We start from the raw sequence: 19,128 nt of genomic DNA, 5'->3' as shown, positions 1-19,128 counted from the left end.
CAGATGGCCTGGCGGCCCTTGGCTCACGCACCAGAAGTGGGCCACCGGGGGCCGCCTTGCTCAGTCTCGCCACGCTGCTGTGGCGGTATCGCTCGGCAGCAGCCCAGGAGGCCCCGTGGAAATCGTGGTGGTGAAGGCCAAGCGCAACCAGAAGGCAGCCCATCGGTGCTCGGGAATCCATTCGCGCTGGGGCGCGATGGCTCCCGCACCGAGGTGGTCGCGGCCTACAGGCGCTGGCTCTGGGCGCAGATGCAGGCGGTCCGGCTGGAGCTGGTCTGCTGGTGCGCTCCCTTGGCTTGCCATGCGGATGTGATCAGCTCAGCCCTGCTGTGGCTGCACCAGCAGGGCAATGGCAAAAGCCAGTGAGCACCGCACCTATTGGCATGGCCACCCCCAGACGCACCAGGTCCAGCACCAGCAAGGCAGCGCGCAAGTCACCGAGCAAGGCAACGGCCAAGGTAATGCCCAAAACCAAGGCCAAGCCGGTGAGCAGCAGCAGCGGCCCCGAGGTCGCGGTTCCCAGCCAGAGCACCCTCAGCCGTCAGCAGAGCGCCGAGCAGCAGCGCTGGCAGGCAGAAGACGACCTGCGCACCCTGCGCCGCGCCGAGGAGATCCGCGCCCAGCCCACGCGGCTGAAGGTGGTGGTCAAGATCGCCACCGAGGAAATGCAGGCGCTTGAGAAGATCAAGAAACGGATCTGACGGTGGGGGTGGGTCGCGCGGGCTTCCTCATGGTCTGCGGCGGCGCAAGGGCTACGCAAGCGGCTTCGCCGCCCTTGCCCTCGCCGCAGTTGCCATCGCGGTCCTGCGCTCGTTCGCACCCATGGCCACCACATCAAGAAGGCCCCGGTCCAAAGCCAAGAAGTTCGATGGGCCTTCACCAGAAGAAAAGCTGGTCGCCTCCATCGTCGCCCTCATGGAGAAAGGCGTCGCGCCCTGGCGCCGGCCATGGGATGGCAGCGGCGGTGGCCATCACGTCAACTTGATCTCGGGTCATCGCTACCGCGGCGCCAATCCGATCCTGCTCACGCTCGGCCTGCACATCCGGGGATCGGCCCTGCCGTTCTGGTGCGGCTTTGCTGAGGCCAAAAAGCTTGGAATCTTCCCCCGCAAGGGCAGCAAGGCGTTTCACATCCTGCGGCCCCAGCTCCACAGCCGCGAGGAGGCAGGCGAAGCCGGTGAAGTCAATGTGCGTAGCTGGGCCACCTACCGGCCGGTGGCGGTGTTCAATACCGCCGATCTCGAGGGAGCCGCGCTGCCTGGATTTATCGAAGCCCGCAAGGCAGCGGAAGGCGTGGAGCCCAAGCCGGAGCCTGAGCGCCTGGAAGCTGCCGAGGCCGTGCTGGGCGCTTGGCCGGTGCCGGTCAGCTTTGGGGGTGATCGGGCCTGCTACCTGCCGGCGATCGATCGGATCCAGCTACCCGATCGCGCCAGCTTCCACTCACCAGCGGCGTTCTGTGCCACCTGGGCCCATGAAGCCGTCCACTCCACCGGCCACGAATCGCGGCTCAAGCGGGATCTTGGGGGTGTCTTCGGGAAGGCTCGCTATTCACGCGAGGAGCTGGTGGCTGAGCTCGGCGCTGTGCTGCTGGGTGATCGGCTGGAGATCGGCAGTGAGATCGAGAGCCATGCCGCCTATCTCAGTCACTGGATCGAGCTTCTCAAGGAATCGCCCAAGGTGCTGTTCCAGGTGCTCAGCGAGGCTCGGCAGGCGGCGGAGTTGATCTGCGCGGAGTCATCAGACGTGGTGCCGATCGAGGCCATCTCCACCTGATGCGGAGGGTCCTCGTCCAAATTGCTACGTTGCGGCCTCAGCAAAACTCTGGCACTTTGCGAGGGATGGGATGAGGGACATCGAACAGCGAAAGGGCGTTATGTTGCTTTTTGATATCTATTTCTTGCTGAGCAACATCTGATGGATATCTCATCATGTTCCCGTCAACACAGGCTTTTGAGGACTCCACTCGTTCGAAGTGGTTAGATTCTGACAAAAGAGATGCATTTCTTCGGCGATCTAGAGGTATCTCTGGCCAGGCTCCAGTGCTGAAGGTTCTCTTCCTCTAACACAGCTTCTGAATTCATGCACGACCCAATCGGCGCCTTCCAGCGCATCCGAGAGCTATATCTCAGCTATCTCGACACTGCCTTTCGGATTGAGGATCCAACCCTTCGGGAGGAACGGCGGACTCTGCTACGCCAGCCAGGTCAGCTATGCACTTCTCCATTGCTGGAGGCCCAACCCCGCTGGGCCTCTTACAAATTCGACTTTGATCAGATCAGGAATGCAGAGGACACAGGTTTCGGCGAGCCCATGGAGCCGGCGCTGGCACATCTAACCCAGAAGGCTCGTGAAGCCTTCATTGACCTCATCGCTTGCGGCCTCATGCCCTCCATCGGCGCAGGGAATGCTCGCAAACCTTTCCCTCCATATAGGCACCAGGCCGAGATGCTGGCCCGAGGCTGCCGCGACGCACAGGCAGGTGTCGTGACGTCAGGTACTGGTTCTGGCAAGACCGAAGCCTTCCTGTTGCCGATCCTGGCCACGATTGTGGAGGAGGCCACCCGAGAAGGGAAGGAGTGGGCCCGTCCGGAACCCGATTACCTCCAACGGTTCTGGTGGCGTATGCACGACGGGCTGCCGATTGCCGAACGGAACCAGCATGGGAAGTACGAGATCCGCAGTGAGGCACATTTCACCGACGGCCAAGCACTTCGTTGGGATGAATATAGTGGTAATAGAAAACGCATTGGCGAGAAACGAAAGCCGGCGATCCGGGCATTGATCCTCTACCCGATGAACGCCTTGGTGGAAGACCAGATGTGCCGGTTGCGATTGGCCCTTGATTCACGGGAAGCGCGCGAGTGTCAGGACCGACATCTGAACGGCAACCGCATCTTCTTTGGCCGCTACACCGGGAAGACCAAAGGCGGCCCAGCTTTTTGTATGCCACATGAGGAGATCCTCGGCAATCTTGACTCTCAGGATCTTCGGAAAACAGTGGCGAATGGCATCCCAGGCTTGCCACAAGACGACACCGTGCTGAGGGACTGGAAGAACCGTGTCGCAGGCTCCCGCAAGCGTCGCATCGAAGAAGTGATCGTCGAGCTGTCCCAGGCAGATGACCTGCAGCGGGAGATCCGCCGAGCAGCCGGTCTTGCAGAAGACCAACAGATGGGGCTGGATGCCCTCCCTGTTCATCTGGATCGTGCCTTCGCCTTCCCTTCCGTGGACGGCGGTGAACTGCTGACCCGCTGGGACATGCAGGACACTCCACCGGACATCCTGGTGACCAACATCAGCATGCTGAACGCCATGCTGAGCCGCCGCACAGAAGCGGGGATGCTGGAGGCCACGAGGGAGTGGCTGGAGTCCGACCCCGCCAACCGCTTCACCCTGGTAATCGACGAGCTTCACCTGCAGAGGGGCAGCGAAGGGACCGAGTTCATCTATCTGCTGCGGTTGCTGATCGCCCGCCTTGGCTTCGACGATCCGCAGCGTCACAACCAGTTGCGGATTCTTGGCTCTAGCGCATCACTGCCGGTGGAAGGAGAGCAAGCCGAGAGCAGTCTCGACTACCTGTACGACGCCTTCGCCGATTTCGGATTGCCCTACGGCTCCAATCGCAATGACTGGAGGCAGGCAATCGTCCCGGGGTTCCCCGTACCCATACCCGAGGAGCAGCCATTGCCTTCGGGCCTAACCGAAGCGACCTTCCTGGATGAGGCCATCGACAATCTTCTTGAAAGCGAATGGGGCCGGAGGGGCATGCAACCCGACGAGCTATTCAGCCAAGCAGATCTCGCAGACGATGGTGAGGCCTTTAAAAAGTTTTTCGATACAATGGGTGTGGAGGAAGGGGAAATACTGGAGCGCTGGGTTCGCTTTGCCTATGGAGTTGGTGTCTTGCTAGAGAAAAATAGCAAGCATGTGGGTGCAGCACCGATGGCCACGACTCTGACTCACCTTGCCGACCACATATGGGGCGAGACGGCATGGGCTGATTACGGAGATCCAGAGGTACGCAATCAACGTATCGAGCGCAATCTGCGAGTGCTCACTGCCTTCATAGGTGCCATTGACAGTGAAGGGCAATTCTCAGACAAGCTGAAACGCACTGCCGCTAGGCTCAAGCTTGAGGCTACGCGATTTCGGGTCCACACCTTCTTTAAAAGTCCGGAGGGGCTTTTTGTTGACGTGGTGCCGCCGGCATGGAGATCAGCGGATTCACCCGAGCGATGGCAAGGGAGGCTTTCGCTCGACCGCAAAGGCACTACCTATTCAACTACTAGGAAAGAAACTGAGGTGCGTCAGTTCGAACTCCTCTATTGCGAGGCCTGTGGAGAAACATTCCTGGGCGGTATGCGCAGCGGAACTGACGAGGACGATCCCGACGTCCTCGTGGAAATCCTTCCCGACGAGGGGCGGATCGAGCGGTTGCCGGATCTACCAGTTGCCGATCGATTCGAGGAACTGACCCACGATCAGTATGTAGTCATCTGGCCTAAGAACGATGCTGAACATCCGTTACCCGCTCCGGACCACCGGGAAGAAACCTGGATTTGCGGATTCCTTGATGTCGGCACAGGAATCGTCAAACGCATTCAAGGTAATGGCGAAGGTCTGCTGCAACCCGTCTACGTCTTTAGGCGAAACGTCAATCGAGGGATGAATGGACCATTCGCTGACGACCAGCCAGGGAGTCATACGCCTTGCAGCTGCCCTCGTTGCGACACCGACTACGGCCCTCGACGGGGAAAGGCTCGCAGTGGACAACAGGTTTCGCCACTGCGTAACTTCAGGGCAGGTTTCGCAAAATCTACCCAGCTGTTGGCGACAGAGGCCTACGACGTGATGGCACGGGGAGGGGACCCATCCAAGGCCAAACTCGTGAGCTTCTCCGATAGTCGTCAAGACGCAGCCCGTTCGGCGCTGGATGTGGAACGATTCCGTCACCAGGATGTGATTAGGGAAGTGCTGTTCGGCGAATTGCGATCAGCCGGATATGACATCCAGAATGGTCTACCTGATGAAGAACGTCGATTGGAGCGACGGAAGAGAACTCTAAAGGGGTTTCTTGAGGAAATGGCCGTTGGTAATGGCACCCCCCCTCAGGATCTCCTAGAGGATATTGAGAATGAAAAAGCTGAAGTTCAAAAGCTGGAGAGAAAGATTGTCCAAGCCAGGGCGGGAATTGTTCCTTTGACAGAGATAGTGGAAGTCACTGCTCCCAGGCCAGAAGCCAAAGTGCTTCCCTTTCTGACCAGGTTGCTGGAGCTTGGCATCCATCCTTACGATGAGCGAGGCATAAAGAAAGTTGAGATAGTCGGCGCTAGTAGTTCATGGATTGAGTGGTGGCGGCTTTTTCAAAAAGCACCTGATGGCAAAGGCTACTGCTGGCGGATTCCAGAGGGGTATAACTTAGATGAAAGCGACTTCACGAGAATTGCAAATGTCTTTCTCGCGGAAAAGGTCCTCGACACAATCGGAGATGTCATCTTTAAGAAAAACTATTTTGCTCTAGAGTCCACCGGCTTTGCCTATCCGGTTCCACTTGGATTAAGCCTACTCAGAGACGATGGCACATTTGACCTCAGAAGGATGCAACAAGCTGCGGCGTGGATGCGAATCTACGCCGACCACTATCGTTTCGCACCTTCGGACTACCAAAGGTGTGATGGCCTAGATCCCTCCTCAATGACTAGGACTTCGGGACTTGCCAAGACCGTCAGAAGGATCGCGGAGGCCAGGGGGGGTGTCGATCCGGTCGATTTCTTCCATAGCGCACAGGCTCTCATGGCGGAAGCGAAATATTCCGACGCTTCCGGAGACTACGTTCGTCTCGCTCGGATTGGTTTTCGGATAGCTTCCGACTCCGATCCAGTTCTTCGGTGCAGCAATTGCCGTCGTGTCCACCTTCACCAAGGCATAGGCGTATGCACCCGTTGCGGGGGCAGCTTCTCCCCGCCTGATGCAGCGGAGTCGGTTGGCAAGTTGATCCATGGCAACTTCCTGGGGCGTCGTCTCGCACGTTCCCTTGAAAACAACGGCAATCGGGGCGATGTGTTCCGACTGCGTTGCGAGGAACTAACTGCGCAGACAATTGATCCCGCCCAACGCCAGCGCGAGTTCAAGGGCATCCGATTGCATTCTGAACGTGGAGATCAGATTGCTCCGCATGGCATTGAGATGCTCATGGTCACAACCACCATGGAAGTTGGCATCGACATTGGACCCTTGCAGACGGTGCTGCAGGCGAACATGCCTCCGCAACGATTCAACTACCAGCAGCGGGTGGGACGAACCGGTCGTCGTGGCCAGGCCTTTTCGTTCGTGGTCACGCTCTGCCGCTCCAAGAGTCACGACCTCCACTACTTCAAGAGACCAGAGTCCATAACGGGGGACGCGCCACCTCCGCCATTCCTTGTAAAGCGCTTGTCGCGTATCGCCGAACGCCTTGTCCGGAAGGACCGCCTTGTGCGTGCCTTCGACTTGATTCGAATCGAAGATCGTCGAACTGGTTTGCGCCTATGGGCCGGTGATGTGGTGCGCCCGGTAGACGTTCATGGGGATTTTATCCCCACATCCGCTATCCTCGAAGCCACGGAGGATGTTCGACAGTTTTGGCAAAACCGCCTGCTTCAAGCACTTGAAAGAGGTCAAGATCGAACCGAAGCGATCGTAACTCTGTTTCAGCGTGGCAGGCGCGAGGGCAGCCGTGATTATGAGGGTCTGCGACTTGAGAGCGCACGACAGCTGATTGATGAGATCTTCACCACAAATTCGACAGCCGCATCTAATACACCAGGTCTAGCTGCACATCTCGCTGATAGCGGTTTGCTACCCATGTACGGCCTCCCCACCCGCGTCAGGGAACTGGTGATCGGCCGAAGCCGCAACGATGGCTACGGTGATCAGGTCGAGACAATCGATCGAGATCTGGAAATCGCAATTTACGAGTTCGCGCCGGGAAACGTGCTTGTCCACGATAAGAAGGAGCACCTCTGCATTGGTCTCACACCTCGAATCAATAGAGCAGGTACCAAATTCGTCACTAGAGGGCCTGTCGCTGACAGGTTTTTCCGCCTAGTCAACTGCACCGTCTGCGGATCAAGCCATAAGTCGAATGAGGACATTTCAGCCGATTCAACATGCCCTAGTTGCGGTGCGTTGATCGGCTCCGAAACTACTGTCAATCTCTGCCTAGAACCAGCCGCTTTCCGTACCGACTTTACCCCACGTTCGGAAGAAACAAGTCGCCTTCCAGGCGGTCGTGGTCGTTCTCTGTGCGCAGACTCGCAGCCACCTGCAGAAGATCAATGGCGAGAGAGCGAGTCTCGACCTGGTGACACATTCGCTGTCGACATACGATGGAATGTCTCCTCAGAATCAACCGTCTATCGCATCAACCGCGGCCCTGAGCAGGCAAACGGTGAAAGCGGATTCAAGTTTAATGGCAAGGTTGGAATACTTCAATCCAACTATAGGAAGGCAACTCCTGGCCCTCTGGGATCCCAAGCGATAGATGAGCGATGCTTACAAGGAAATCTCTCAAGAGCTCTACTCGGCGATGCACCAGCACCCCTTGATTTCGAGGATCAGCCCGTCTATTTAGCGGCCCAGCGCGTCACCGATGGCCTTTACCTTCAGCCAACCGGCCTAAACTCACTCTTAGCATTGGATCGCTTGGGCCGCAACCTACAGCTTCCGTTCGATTTACAAGGTGGCAGTGGCCTAAACCAGGGAACCGGAGAGTCCTATTGGCAGGGAGTGCGCGCCGCTGCAGTTTCCGCTCTGGAAGTTCTAGCTGGGCGAGCCAGCCTGAAACTCGACATTGATCGTGCTGCACTGGAAGTGCTAGAGCCGCGCCTATTCGGAGAACCCGAACGCCTCCTTCCCCTCTTCCAGATTGTCGATGCTCATGTCAACGGAGCAGGTTTCAGTGCCTGGCTTGGCAAGGGGGATACGGGCGTGCCTCCTATCGTTGACATCGTGCATGAACTGCTCGAATCGCAGGAAGCGGAGAATGGCTGGTTCCGAGACGACCATGCCGACGACTGCGGTGAGGCATGCTACCGGTGCCTCAAAAGCTACGACAACCAAAGCCTTCACGGGCTATTGGATTGGAGGCTTGGTCTTTGTTACCTGCGCGCCTTCGCGGACCCCATCTGGGCATGCGGCCTTGACGGTGATTTCTCCTGGAAACCACTTGAACACTGGCCACAAAAGGCCCGAGCGTTAGCCGAGTCTACAGTCACGCTATGGGGAGGTACGCTAGGCGCAGACATGATCAGGGCCTTCGTTCCAACCGGTTGGACCCATGAGCTGACGGCTTTCCGCATCCCTCTCGGTGCTGGCTCACAAGCATGGCTTAGCCCCTGGATCATCATGCGACATCCGTTATGGAATTGTGGTGCTTCAGTTGATGGTCCACTAGGAGACTTCAGGGACGACCTCTTAGGCGAAGGGCATTCCTCAATCTGCTGGGATGACTTCAACCTGAGAAGGCGACGGGGCATGACAAAACAATGGATCATATCGATGTCTCCACGCAGGCCGCGTTCCACCAGGCGGCGCCGTTCGCCTTGAATTCAAGTATCTGGGAGGAGTGGCCGGAACCGCTGCAATACGTCAGCGTGCCCTACCGTTTCAGTGCATCCTCGTTAGGTAGCCCCTTCCGTTGCCCAATTCGTAGCTTCGCAAGGGCAGGCGAACTTCATGCAGCGATAGGACCAGGAATCCCGTCCCTGATCGGGTCCGCCATTCATACCCTGGTGGAGCGTGGAAATCTGACTTATCCCGAACGACTTCGGGAAGGAATCAAGTCATTGGAAGCTGTCATGAAGGATAATCTGGAGCGACTGCCCCCTGCGCAACGCCGAGGAGTTTTGCCGTTAGAAGGGAAGTATCGAGACATGGCGGCTCGTTCCCTGGCTGCCGCATCTTTCTGGTCAATTGCCTCAATGAACGATGGATCGGAAGTACGGAGAGATATTCCTAAACGTTCCAGCTCGTTCAAGGCAGGAAACCGACAATCATCCCAATGGCCTAGACAGCTGGAGTCTTCTCGTTTGATTGAGGAACCCCTGCGCTCTAATCGCTGGCGGCTAGAGGGTCGCGCTGATCTGATCCGAGTCGAGACTGACAGAGTCGAGATTGTCGACTTCAAGTCCGGACGTATCGTCGGTGAGGAGGGCGACATCCTTGACACAATCGTGCTCCAGATGCACGCCTACATGCTTATGGCAGCAGAACGCTGGCCTGGCCATGAGATAAGCCTGAGAGTGCTTGGTCAGGTGGATGTGGATGTACCCATCACCGCGGAATCACTAAGAAGGGTTGAGGAACTGCTGATTGAACTGGAGGCTAGGTTCCCCAGCGGCAGAGAACTGAGCTCGGAGCAAACCGCCAAGACCGGACCGGCTTGTAGGTACTGCCGACTGCGGCCTATCTGCTTGACCTATCTCAAGGGGTCTGCCGGGGAGTGGGCCCGAACAATGCCGCGCAGGGAAAGGATCTCGACGAATGACGTCTGGGGTCATTTCTTGGAACGAGACGACCACTTCGGCGCGATCTTGATCGAGATCCCCGGTGGACAGAAGGCCAAGGTGTTCGGATTACTACCAGAGGAGATCAATGAACTGATACCCGGAAGAGTCATCGGGATCTTTGGGTGCGAGACGCAAGGTCAACCTGCGGGAGGTCGTGCCATTCACCATCCAATCAATTGGTGGGTTCGTAGACTTGGTCGCGAAGTGGCAGGAGTTCGATTATTCGTTAGGAAGAGTTGATAGGCCTTTCCTCATCCAGGAGCAGTCGCAGGTGCTGCTTCTGGATGAGAACATCCTTTGTCTGATAGTCCAAGATCACGGTGAACCTCCACCAAAGCGTCTCCAGAGCATCCATGACGCGACGATCAAGTGCGAAATTCGGACTGATTTTGGACTGTTAGAAATCGGCTCGCGTTCTTGTCGACGTTGTCTCTGCACAGCGCTGTTCAAGCTACCAAAACAGCCTTGTACGAAGGTCTCCACGCTACGACAGGAAAGATCAGATCCGGAGTGCAGGGGAGGCCTTTGCGGTGCAGTCTGAAGCGGTAACAATGACGTTACGCGGTTCGGAAGAAAACAAGCTCCGGCATGGTGGCCTTGCTACGAACGGCGGCCATCAGCCGACGGTGTTGAAGAGTACTAAGACAATCCATACGAAAGAGTTCACCGTTCAGCGATCGCCAATACTTGGACTCGATGACAATGCGCCCTTAATTTGAATACTAATGAGGACCGCACTGGAAACTGGCGTTGCCAGCATGACTTTTTACGATATGCCTTAGCTCAGTAACTGAAGGCCAGTTTTTGCCACGATGCAGCATTCTATGACAGTTGGCACAAACAATTGCCAAGTCGCTGGCGCGTGTTCTTTCGCCAGGCATAAGAGTGCTGATTGGCTTTATATGGTGGCATTCTGCAAAACCGCTGCCATGCTTACCATAGGTTCTGGTGAAGTCAAATCTGCAGACCTCGCACTCAAGTATTCCTGTCAGTCTCATGGCCTCTTTTTTCTTCGCGGCAGCAAGGCTTTTACTGCGTTCACGGAACAAGTGCAGCCGCGTCAACACTTTCCCCTCAGGCGCCTCCTGCTCAGCTTCATCCATATTGCTCTCAAGGCACGCATCACGGGTCGCGACTGCTTCCCTGATCGCAGTAGATACTGAGCTCAGCCGTTGAAGATCGCATGAAAAAGTAGCCCATACCTCTTCCTCAAGCCGAGAACCTCGCTTCAGGCCTTTCCCTTCATAGCTCTGATCAAACCTTAGAAAGTTACTTAGCTTCATTCCGACTCCATTTGGATTCCGGAAATCTTCATCAAGGTCTTGTCCGCGGTGGATCGAAAGGAGATTCAGGACTTTGCTAAGTTCTTGTACTTCTGGGTTGGTCTTGCTTCCTCGAGCCGAAGGTATTCGAAAGTAGAGATCGAGCGCAAGTATCAACTCATCACGAGACCAATCTGGATTACTCATGAAAACGCTCCGGCTCTTTGGCTTGAATCGGACTGAGGTCTAGTGGTCACGAAGCAAGCCCAACCCGATGCTGTGCCGGCCACGGCATCTTGAACTAGAGTGATCATAGTTTAGTGTGTGTTCGGTACCGATGACGAACCCGCCTGCCGAGGAAGGGGAGGCTCTCCCGCCTTTTCGTTCCTCCAAGGAGTTCCCCATCTCTCCCAAGCTCGACAGAGTTCCGGCCCTCTATCCCGAATGCTTCCAGGCACTAATTGAGGCAAATAATGCACGGCGGATTCTGAGAGTGAGGATGGACAAGAAACGGGAGATGATCGCGGAAATTCGACAGGAAGTCGAGCGATTGGAGCTTGATCTAGCACTTGAGGCTGATACCCGTATGCGTCTTCACGCAATGAACGAGATGCTGGTTGATGCCTTGCGGGAAATCCAACAGACGACCGACGAGTTCTCCCAAATTGTCGACGAAGCACAGAGCGTCTCACGAACTGGCATGGGGAGTTTAATTGCGAAGCTGAAATTACTTGTAAGGCGCTGGCGGGACTCGAAAGTCCGCCAGCAGAGGACAATCGCGCCTGCCGGCACCCTCGGAAATGATGGTGGCAGCGATGGTTGAAGCCTTGGTCAATCAATCCGATGACCGTCTTCGCGAGACGACTTCAATCGCCGACCTGTTTCTTGAGGCGAGTCGAGATCTCGCCCGAAGCGATGCAAGGATCTATCGATCCGTGGATCGTCATCTCGCGAGGACCAGGGAAATCTTGAACCGGGCTGAAGCCGATCTTGATATACCACTTCTAGCGGATTCACCTCAAGACATGCTTCTGGGGAAGCCAAGTTATGAAAGACAGACTCGCAAGTCTCTAGAGAGCCTCTGCAGGACCAATGGGATCCGTGGATACTCGCGCATGACGAAAGAAACTATGATTTCTCGTCTGAAGGAGGGTGGAGTGCCTGCGCCGACGGTACCCCTGGATGCCCTCACGAAAATCGAACTAATCGCTCTTCTGGAGGAAGCTGTTCAACGTATTAATCAGCGATGATGAATAATGATCCAGATGACCTAAGCATACTTCCGGTACATCCGGACACCAATGAACTCCTTGAGGCCTACAAAGTATGCCGCATGAAGCTCGTCAGGGCCAATAGGTCACGTAGCGCTCTTAAGGGTCACGACGATCGTCGACGTAGCGTAATTCTCGATCTTCAGGCACAGCTTGAGGAGCTGGAGGCAACTCTGCGCGGGGAGGCTGTCACTAAGACTCGAATCCATGAGCTCAACGCCAGGATCGCTGAGATCCTAAAGATCATGGAGACTGGAAACGATGAGATCGCATCCATTGTCGAAGAAAAAGGTGATACGGGTATCACCAGCTGGGTGATCCGTGTAGCTCGACTCGTTCCGATCATGCTCCGCCTACGGGAGGTCAAGGCAAAGGCCGTTCGTCTGCTGGGGCGAGAGGACTCATCAAATCTCCACCTCCCCGTCATCGGCGAACCTACCGTCCAAGAGGTTTCCGTTGAGGTGCACGCGCCGGAACCGCCCGTCGACTTCGTTCGCGCACTAGAGACCACGATCTCGCGCGATTGGCGTTCTTGGGATGCACCAACCTGGAACGCGCATCTTCTCGACTATTGCTTCTTTCGCAACGCCGACGAACCGGCGTGGGCCGGCATCCCGGCGACGGAAGAGGAGCTCCGGACCCTTACTGGTGATGAGGACGGGAACCCGATGGAGATGGCACAACGACTTGTTAAGTCTTTGGAGATTCAGGCAGCTGCACGGAAGCATCCCGACGGACGGTCCTTTACCACCGGCGATTTCTTTCAACATCAGGTAAGGGGCTATCGCCATACCGTTGATTGTGGCCCGCAGTATTTCTCCTTTCTCTGGCTTACTTGCCTGATAGCCCAGGGCTATCCCGACCCGCATGAAGAGGGTGAATTTCATGCACGATACGAACGTGTCTTCGGCAGGCGGGAGAACCAACAGCTCCGATTGCTTCCCTTGGCGTGGGAGGAACTCGCCCTCTGGCTCGCCTTGGACGATGCGGCCCTGGGGACTGCCCACCGCAGGCTGGAGTTGCCGCCGGTCGATCCGGGGCGGCGTCTTATTTCCCACTCATGGAAGCTTTCGTTCCCGAGGCGGAGCGACCGCAAGCGTCTTCAGGAAGGATTCCATCGCTATGCATGTGAAGGGAACCTTGATCCCTGCTCCATTGATCTTGTCGAGTTCCTCCATTCCTTTGGTGGGTTCGCACGAACATTCGCCACCGAGCTTGAGGACCATCTGTCGAAGGTCCGCGCCGGTGAGTCTCCGGAGGATTGGTTCACTGGCATCCTTCGTCGGGAAATCACAGCCTGGTTGGCACCATTCTCAGACAGCGCTGGGGTCCAAGGCGAAGTCTTCGGTTCCCTGCTGCTTCGTCGCATCCCTGGAGTGGGCTACGGGGTTCTCGTCTTGGAACAAGCGTCTCTAAAGGATCCAGACTTTGTCGTTGTGGATGGCGAGGCCTTCAGTGCCCCGGGATGGAATGTTCTCGTCGATACTCAGGCAGCAGAGGATAGTTGGGCTGCCTTTGATGTCGGTGGGTTCGTACTTGATCGAGACGGTCTTGACCTACCAGATGCCAGTCGGTTCTTAGATGATGGTCTCTTAATCTTTGCGGCCGACCCTAGAGATGGTTTGCCCCGCTTGCTGTTAACTCCGAATGGGGCAGAGGCCAGCCATGTCCTCGTCAACGAGAGGAAGGCCGATGACTTTCTTGATGCGTTCGGTGGCAGTAACGAAGGTTGCATCGAGGAGGGATGGACCTGTATTCGAGGCTTTGATGCCGATGCGACCGATCTCTCCGCCTTCCGCCGCGGGGAACCGCTTCAGGTGGAGCGGGGGGCTGCGCTGGTACCGATTGGAGGAATTCCCTATCTCAACGGTTGGTTGCCCACGCAGTTGGGCCTCCCCTGGATTCGGGTCCGCGGGTCCGCAGCGCCCGAAAATGTGTTGCTCAGGGATGAGGCCGGTAACCAGGTTGCATACGACCGATCCCGGGCGATCGGCGAGGAAGATCTCTGGAAAACCTCGCGAGACCGCGCCCCCATCACTCGACTCATTGATGGTGCGGCAAGTTTCGAAGCCGACTTTCCGGGCGTCGAACAGCTGCTCCGACGGCGTCTGACGATCCGAGCCCTCTCCGGTCGGGCACGTTTCCTGCGTAAGCAACGACTGGCGTTTCGGGAGGACTGGGGTCGGCATCTTGGGCCGTTGATCTGTGAAGCGACCCCCCCTCTTATCCCACCCGTCGAAGCCCTCCACAGAGCGAAAACCCTGGTTGCACGTGAGGATCGGGCCAATCCCTCCCTAGAGCGCGAATTGCTGGACGCCCTCTGCGCTCGCTTCGCAAAGCGCAGCTGGATCTCACGCCACGAGTTTTACGGTCTTTACCGACTTCTAGACCCGAACACAGGGTTGCGGAGGGAATGGCCACTGTTGATGGAGGGCTTCCTGCGTGCCTGGTGTGAGGGTGGCTGGTTGGAGGAGGGCCTTGAGGAACGCCGCTTCCTCTGGCGGATCCACCCAATCGATCCACGCCTCGTCCGCCGACCGGACGGTAAGGCCCGTCTGGTGGGTCTGACCTCCAGCTCCGATCTGATCGGCGTCGTGGCCTGGGCGATGGCCTTGGGTGCGGAGCCGCCGCGAGCGATCAGGCCGGCAAATCCGCGTCTGCCGCGGGGTTGGGAGTTTGCCGGTGATCTCGAGACGTTGGCGAGTAGCACCGGCCTTGCCCTTGTCGAGGCTGCAGATTGGGTCGCCGATGTGACCTCCGCTCCTTGGAAGGTGGAACCATTGGATTGCGATGGGCCCGAGTGGCCACCGTCTCCCCACGATCCGAAGACCCAGCTCCAAGCAATCTGCGGTTCCCGACACGGTGTGCATATCGCCCGCGACGTCGCACCCGGCCAACGCCCGAACAACTCCACGGCGATCGTTTGCGAGGAGCAGGGCTTCGGTCGCCGCCGTTGGCGCACTGAAGGGCGGCAGGCGTTCGTCTCCACTATTCGGAACCGCGTCTGCCTCGCGGCCGCAGCCGAAGCCGGGAACGGCCTTTGGCCCTTCGGCTTCGTGGAGCACACCAGGATTGAACGGCTCTTCGACTGCGATGCCTACCTACCGCTACCAATCGGGAGGGCAGCGGCATTGCTAGGTAACGAGATGCCTGGCCCGAACCTGGTCGATCCATCCAGTCACACCCATCGCTATGTTCTGGATCCGCCAACCGTCGCCGCACTGCGCCAAGAGGAACTAGTGCCATTAGCTCCCTGGAGGCCATGAGCGCAATGGAGCGATCTCGCCAAGGACTAAACACCACAACATCCGCCAGCGATGGTGTGCCAATCCGGACTCCTACGCCATCGACACCAGATAAGGCGTCGCTCCAGGTCGCCTCTGCAAAAATGGAATCCCGTCGAAGCTCCGCATTGCCTTCCTCCCCATCAGCGAGCGATCGTGCGCCGCATCCGAACGGTGGATCGGAAGAAGCCCCGCGTTGGTTCTTCGAGAAAAGGGGACGATTAGGAGGAGCCTCCGGCGAAACCGTGCCGAATGCCGTCGCCGCTTCAGGTCTGGGCCTGGAGGATTTGTTGGTACGAGAGGCAATCCAGAACTCGTGCGACGCTGCGGTTCCTGTGGCTGGTACCGGAGGGGAGCGGGAGGAGGTTCGGGTCGTCTTCCGCAAGCGTACGCTCCGGGCAGCCGCCCTGGATCGGCTGGTGGAAGGCCTGCAGCTGGACGAGCTCCAACGGCGCGCATGGAGCATTGACGGAGCCCTCTCGGAGGACTACGACCGTTGGCTCGACGATCTACGTGAGCTCCCGGTCCTCTTCATTGAGGACTACGGCACTACTGGACTTGGTGGTCGGCTTGATCGTCCTGACGAAGACTCCGACTTCGCCAAGTTCGTTTACGACTTCGGCTTTCAAGGAAAGGCACGCGCCAAGGAGACCGGGGGCGGATCCTACGGGCTGGGCAAAGGCGCTCACGCCAGGGCCTCCCTATTGCGTTGTTTTTTCATCCATACCGTGATTCAACCTTTTGAGCGGCAGGGGGAACTGCCACTTGAGGGCCACATCGGCGAAAACCAGTGGTCTCGATTCCAGGGTGTCTGTCATTTTCCTCTCCACGAGACCGACGGTCGTCTCTGGACTGGTCGTGGTTTCTTCGGGCATGCGCTCACCGATCGGGCGGATCCTCTTGCCAACGAGGCGGCGCAGTCAATGGCCGAGCGTTTCGCCTTTCCGGCCAGGAAAGACGTCGACCGTGGAACCACTATCGCGATCCTCGGATGCACCGCATCGTCAAGCGAGCTGCAGCGTGCGGTAGAGGACTGGTGGTGGCCCCGCCTGTTTCAGCACACCCTGGAAGTAGAGCTGATCGACGAGGACGTCGACGAAAGCCTCATTACCCACCCAAGGCCACTTCGACGTGCAGAGATTGTTCCTTTTATTCGATGCTTCGACGCGGCCAGTGGTGACTTCTTCCGAAACTCCAAGGAATTGAGTTCACCTGAGCTCAAGCCAATCATCCACCCCAAGCCGGAGCTGGATAAAAGCTCAAGTAGGAACACCAGCACCGTACCCGCCGGCCGCCTTGCCATGACTCAACTGCCGCCGAATATTCGTGACGAGGATGCACGGTGTACTCGTTTCATTGATGCAATGGCCCTGATACGTGGGAGCCGCATGGTTGTTGCCTATCGCCGTTTTGGTTCGCGGGGACTTCCGGTAGCTGCCACTTACGTCGCCAGCGAGGCCCTTGATCACACCCTGATGCTGTCCGAGCCAATTACTCACCATGATTGGCATCCATCTTCTGCCCGTCTATCGGATGCTGGGCGGGAATCGGTTTCCTCCCTGCTGAAGCGATTGGATCGTCATGTGCGTCGCTATCAGACATCTGTTCTTCCATCCATGGAGAATGCACCTGAGCGCGCCATCGCGCTGGAGCGCTCCCTCGGATTTCTGTTGGGTGGCGGTGGGAGCTGCATTGATGCTTTGCCCTCTCAGGCAAGGGCGAGCGGAAAGGCAACCAAAGGGCAACCGATCCACATCCGATTCCAGCCGAACAACCCAATTGCCCTGACAGATGGCAGCTTCGTGACCGACGGTGAGCTCTTGATTGACTGGATGGGAACTGCCGGCGCGAGAAAGGACGTGCGGCTCACGCTGCAGGCGGCCAGTATCGGCAACGATCGTCTGGTCCGTATGGATAGTATCGCCGTTACAGTTTTGGGAGATGAATGCTCCGAAACTCCAACTACATCGTGGACTTCAGTACTTGACATAACGCTATGCGCTGGCCACGCCCAGTCGATACCCGTCCGCATCGGCCCTCATCCCGATGGTGTGCGATTGCGCCTATTTACAGGAGGCGAGGAGATAGCGGCATGACTTCTCAAATGATCTTCCGCACATTCCATGATGCCCTACCTTTTCAGGGATGCGATGACTTATTGCTGTTGAGCATCGATCCAGATCTCGGCGGCGAGATCCCCGCCCTAGATGGAAGTGGTGCTGTGAATCTCGGTTATCAGCGCATAGCGGAATGCCGAACTTGTCTTCGCTTCAAGTTCGACTTAGACGAAGCGACTGAGCGCCTTGACCTGGAACCACATCAGCTCAAGTGGGCTCTCGTGGCGAAGGATCCCCAACTTCGCCGGCTTGCCGTTATGGAAGAGGCTCGTTTCGAACCAAATGGCGGAACGATCACGACGCTGCTTGATCCCTACGGCAGTTGCGATTTGTTGGGAGCAAGGGGACTCCGCCTTGAACTGCTGATCGCCCTGGCGGAGTCATTGCCTTCGATATCAGGTCGACCGCAGGCCAAAGGAACTGTTGTAGCCCGCAGTGTGGTCGAATTTCGTTGCACCGAAAAGGAGGCTCCCTTTCCTATCAACTACTCCGGAACCGCCTGGTTCTTGAATCGCGGCTTGCCCAAGGGAACCCTCTGGTGGCTGGAGTTGGTGGAGGGGGCGACTCCGGAGACGGATCCTGCCGCCGCCATACGAGTCACGTTGTCGGAAGACCTTCGCAGCGTGATGAACGGCCTGGAACGCGGCAACCCGATTGCCCGTTCCTATGCCGACTACGTGGCTTCTGACATCCTCGTTGAGCTGGTGCGTGTGGTTATGGAGCTTCAGGACGATACGCCTTTTCCAGAGGATCCCCACGGGCTGCTTGGCCATCTGGCCAAGGCCTTCGGACGCCCCGCTCAGGATCCGATGGAGGTGCTTGAGGATATTCGGCGGTGGCACCGGCAGGAACCTGGGCGCATTCGGGCGGAGGCTCAGCAGCTCGTTGCCGCTACCGACGAGTGGCGGACAATCCGGCGGAGAGAATCGGCGGCATGAGCCATCCATCTCTTCCGGCATTGAATGCAGCTGCAGCTTTTGATGCCCTTCGAAGTGGCGAACAGGTCCTCATAGAATCAGCCGTCGTGCAAATACAGTCCCCTAACTGGGATCCGAAGATCGAGCTGGATGATCTATTAGGAGAGTTAATCGACCTGCACGCTGCCTATGGGCTTCAGGCCAATGCCACTTTCGAATCACGAGCCTGCGTAGTGCTCCATAGCAACCTGGCTCCGACAGCAGATGCAGTTGCCGATCCTGGCTTCTGGCGATGGTTGTCCCTTGGGCCCTTGCTACCCGTCATTGAGCTTCGACATGTGTCTCTACGACCAGAACACGTGGGACTAGGCAGCCCCTGGGATGCGCTGTTGAGCCGGCTTTGGTTCCGGGCCGACTTGTCGGTAGACCACGACGACGAGGACCCCTACGCCCTCTCAGGACTCGGCGATCTCGACTTCTGGAGAAGCCACGTGCTAAGAGCTGATTACTCTGCTTGCCGCCAACTCTTACGAGCATTGCTCCGGTTCCAGTTCCCAGCGGAGAACGAAGGTAAACCGCGGCTGAAGCCATCGGGGAGCAGTGAGGGCGGAATGCGAGCAATGGCCAAGCGCATCAAACTCCGGCATGCCGTGGTTGCCTTTGAGTTGCTGAATGAAGAGGATTGCAGGCTAGAACTTGAGACTCTCGCGGAGGGCCTGGATCAATGAC

At 57.5% G+C, this 19,128-nt stretch carries 11 protein-coding genes; 10 read left to right on the top strand and 1 reads right to left on the bottom strand.

Going from position 1 to position 19,128, the window contains the following annotated elements; genetic code table 11:
- Positions 1–165 precede the first annotated feature (165 nt).
- From ACXMDM_RS14325 to ACXMDM_RS14305, 5 genes are all read left to right on the top strand, one after another.
- On the top strand, positions 166–366 hold the full coding sequence (locus ACXMDM_RS14325; protein WP_499570560.1) for a DUF4326 domain-containing protein: 201 nt from the start codon (positions 166–168) through the stop codon (positions 364–366).
- Positions 367–383: 17 nt separating this feature from the next.
- On the top strand, positions 384–701 hold the full coding sequence (locus tag ACXMDM_RS14320) for a hypothetical protein (protein WP_499570558.1): 318 nt from the start codon (positions 384–386) through the stop codon (positions 699–701).
- 121 nt (positions 702–822) lie between these two features.
- A complete protein-coding gene (locus ACXMDM_RS14315) occupies positions 823–1,773 on the top strand; it encodes an ArdC family protein (RefSeq protein ID WP_499570556.1) in 951 nt (316 codons plus the stop codon).
- 306 nt (positions 1,774–2,079) lie between these two features.
- The gene (locus ACXMDM_RS14310; RefSeq protein WP_499570554.1) at positions 2,080–8,586 is read left to right on the top strand and encodes a DEAD/DEAH box helicase; all 6,507 of its coding nucleotides are present in this window, start codon (positions 2,080–2,082) and stop codon (positions 8,584–8,586) included.
- Positions 8,526–9,788 carry a PD-(D/E)XK nuclease family protein gene (locus tag ACXMDM_RS14305; protein ID WP_499570552.1) on the top strand — a complete coding sequence of 421 codons (1,263 nt, stop codon included), beginning with the start codon at positions 8,526–8,528 and terminating at the stop codon, positions 9,786–9,788. Before ACXMDM_RS14310 ends, ACXMDM_RS14305 begins: the two co-directional genes overlap by 61 nt.
- Before the next feature lie 482 nt (positions 9,789–10,270).
- On the opposite strand, the gene ACXMDM_RS14300 is transcribed toward ACXMDM_RS14305, so the two are convergent.
- Positions 10,271–11,017, bottom strand: a complete 747-nt coding sequence (locus ACXMDM_RS14300; RefSeq protein ID WP_499570550.1) for an HNH endonuclease — start codon at positions 11,015–11,017, stop codon at positions 10,271–10,273.
- A gap of 130 nt (positions 11,018–11,147) precedes the next feature.
- On the opposite strand from ACXMDM_RS14300, the gene ACXMDM_RS14295 reads away from it, so the two are divergent.
- The 5 genes from ACXMDM_RS14295 (at position 11,148) to ACXMDM_RS14275 (ending at position 19,127) form a co-directional block, all read left to right on the top strand.
- Positions 11,148–11,633, top strand: a complete 486-nt coding sequence (locus ACXMDM_RS14295) for a hypothetical protein (RefSeq protein WP_499570548.1) — start codon at positions 11,148–11,150, stop codon at positions 11,631–11,633.
- Positions 11,634–12,056: 423 nt separating this feature from the next.
- Entirely contained in the window at positions 12,057–15,347 is a 3,291-nt protein-coding gene (locus ACXMDM_RS14290) for a hypothetical protein (RefSeq protein ID WP_499570546.1), read from the top strand.
- Positions 15,348–15,493: 146 nt separating this feature from the next.
- On the top strand, positions 15,494–17,461 hold the full coding sequence (locus ACXMDM_RS14285; protein WP_499570544.1) for a hypothetical protein: 1,968 nt from the start codon (positions 15,494–15,496) through the stop codon (positions 17,459–17,461).
- Positions 17,458–18,420 carry a hypothetical protein gene (locus ACXMDM_RS14280; RefSeq protein ID WP_499570542.1) on the top strand — a complete coding sequence of 321 codons (963 nt, stop codon included), beginning with the start codon at positions 17,458–17,460 and terminating at the stop codon, positions 18,418–18,420. Before ACXMDM_RS14285 ends, ACXMDM_RS14280 begins: the two co-directional genes overlap by 4 nt.
- Entirely contained in the window at positions 18,384–19,127 is a 744-nt protein-coding gene (locus ACXMDM_RS14275) for a DUF6339 family protein (RefSeq protein ID WP_499570540.1), read from the top strand. Before ACXMDM_RS14280 ends, ACXMDM_RS14275 begins: the two co-directional genes overlap by 37 nt.
- Position 19,128 lies beyond the last annotated feature (1 nt).

It is taken from the genome of Synechococcus sp. CS-603 (assembly GCF_977929215.1).
Note: the sequence above shows the minus strand (reverse complement) of the source record. Positions and strands in the feature narration are given on the sequence as shown.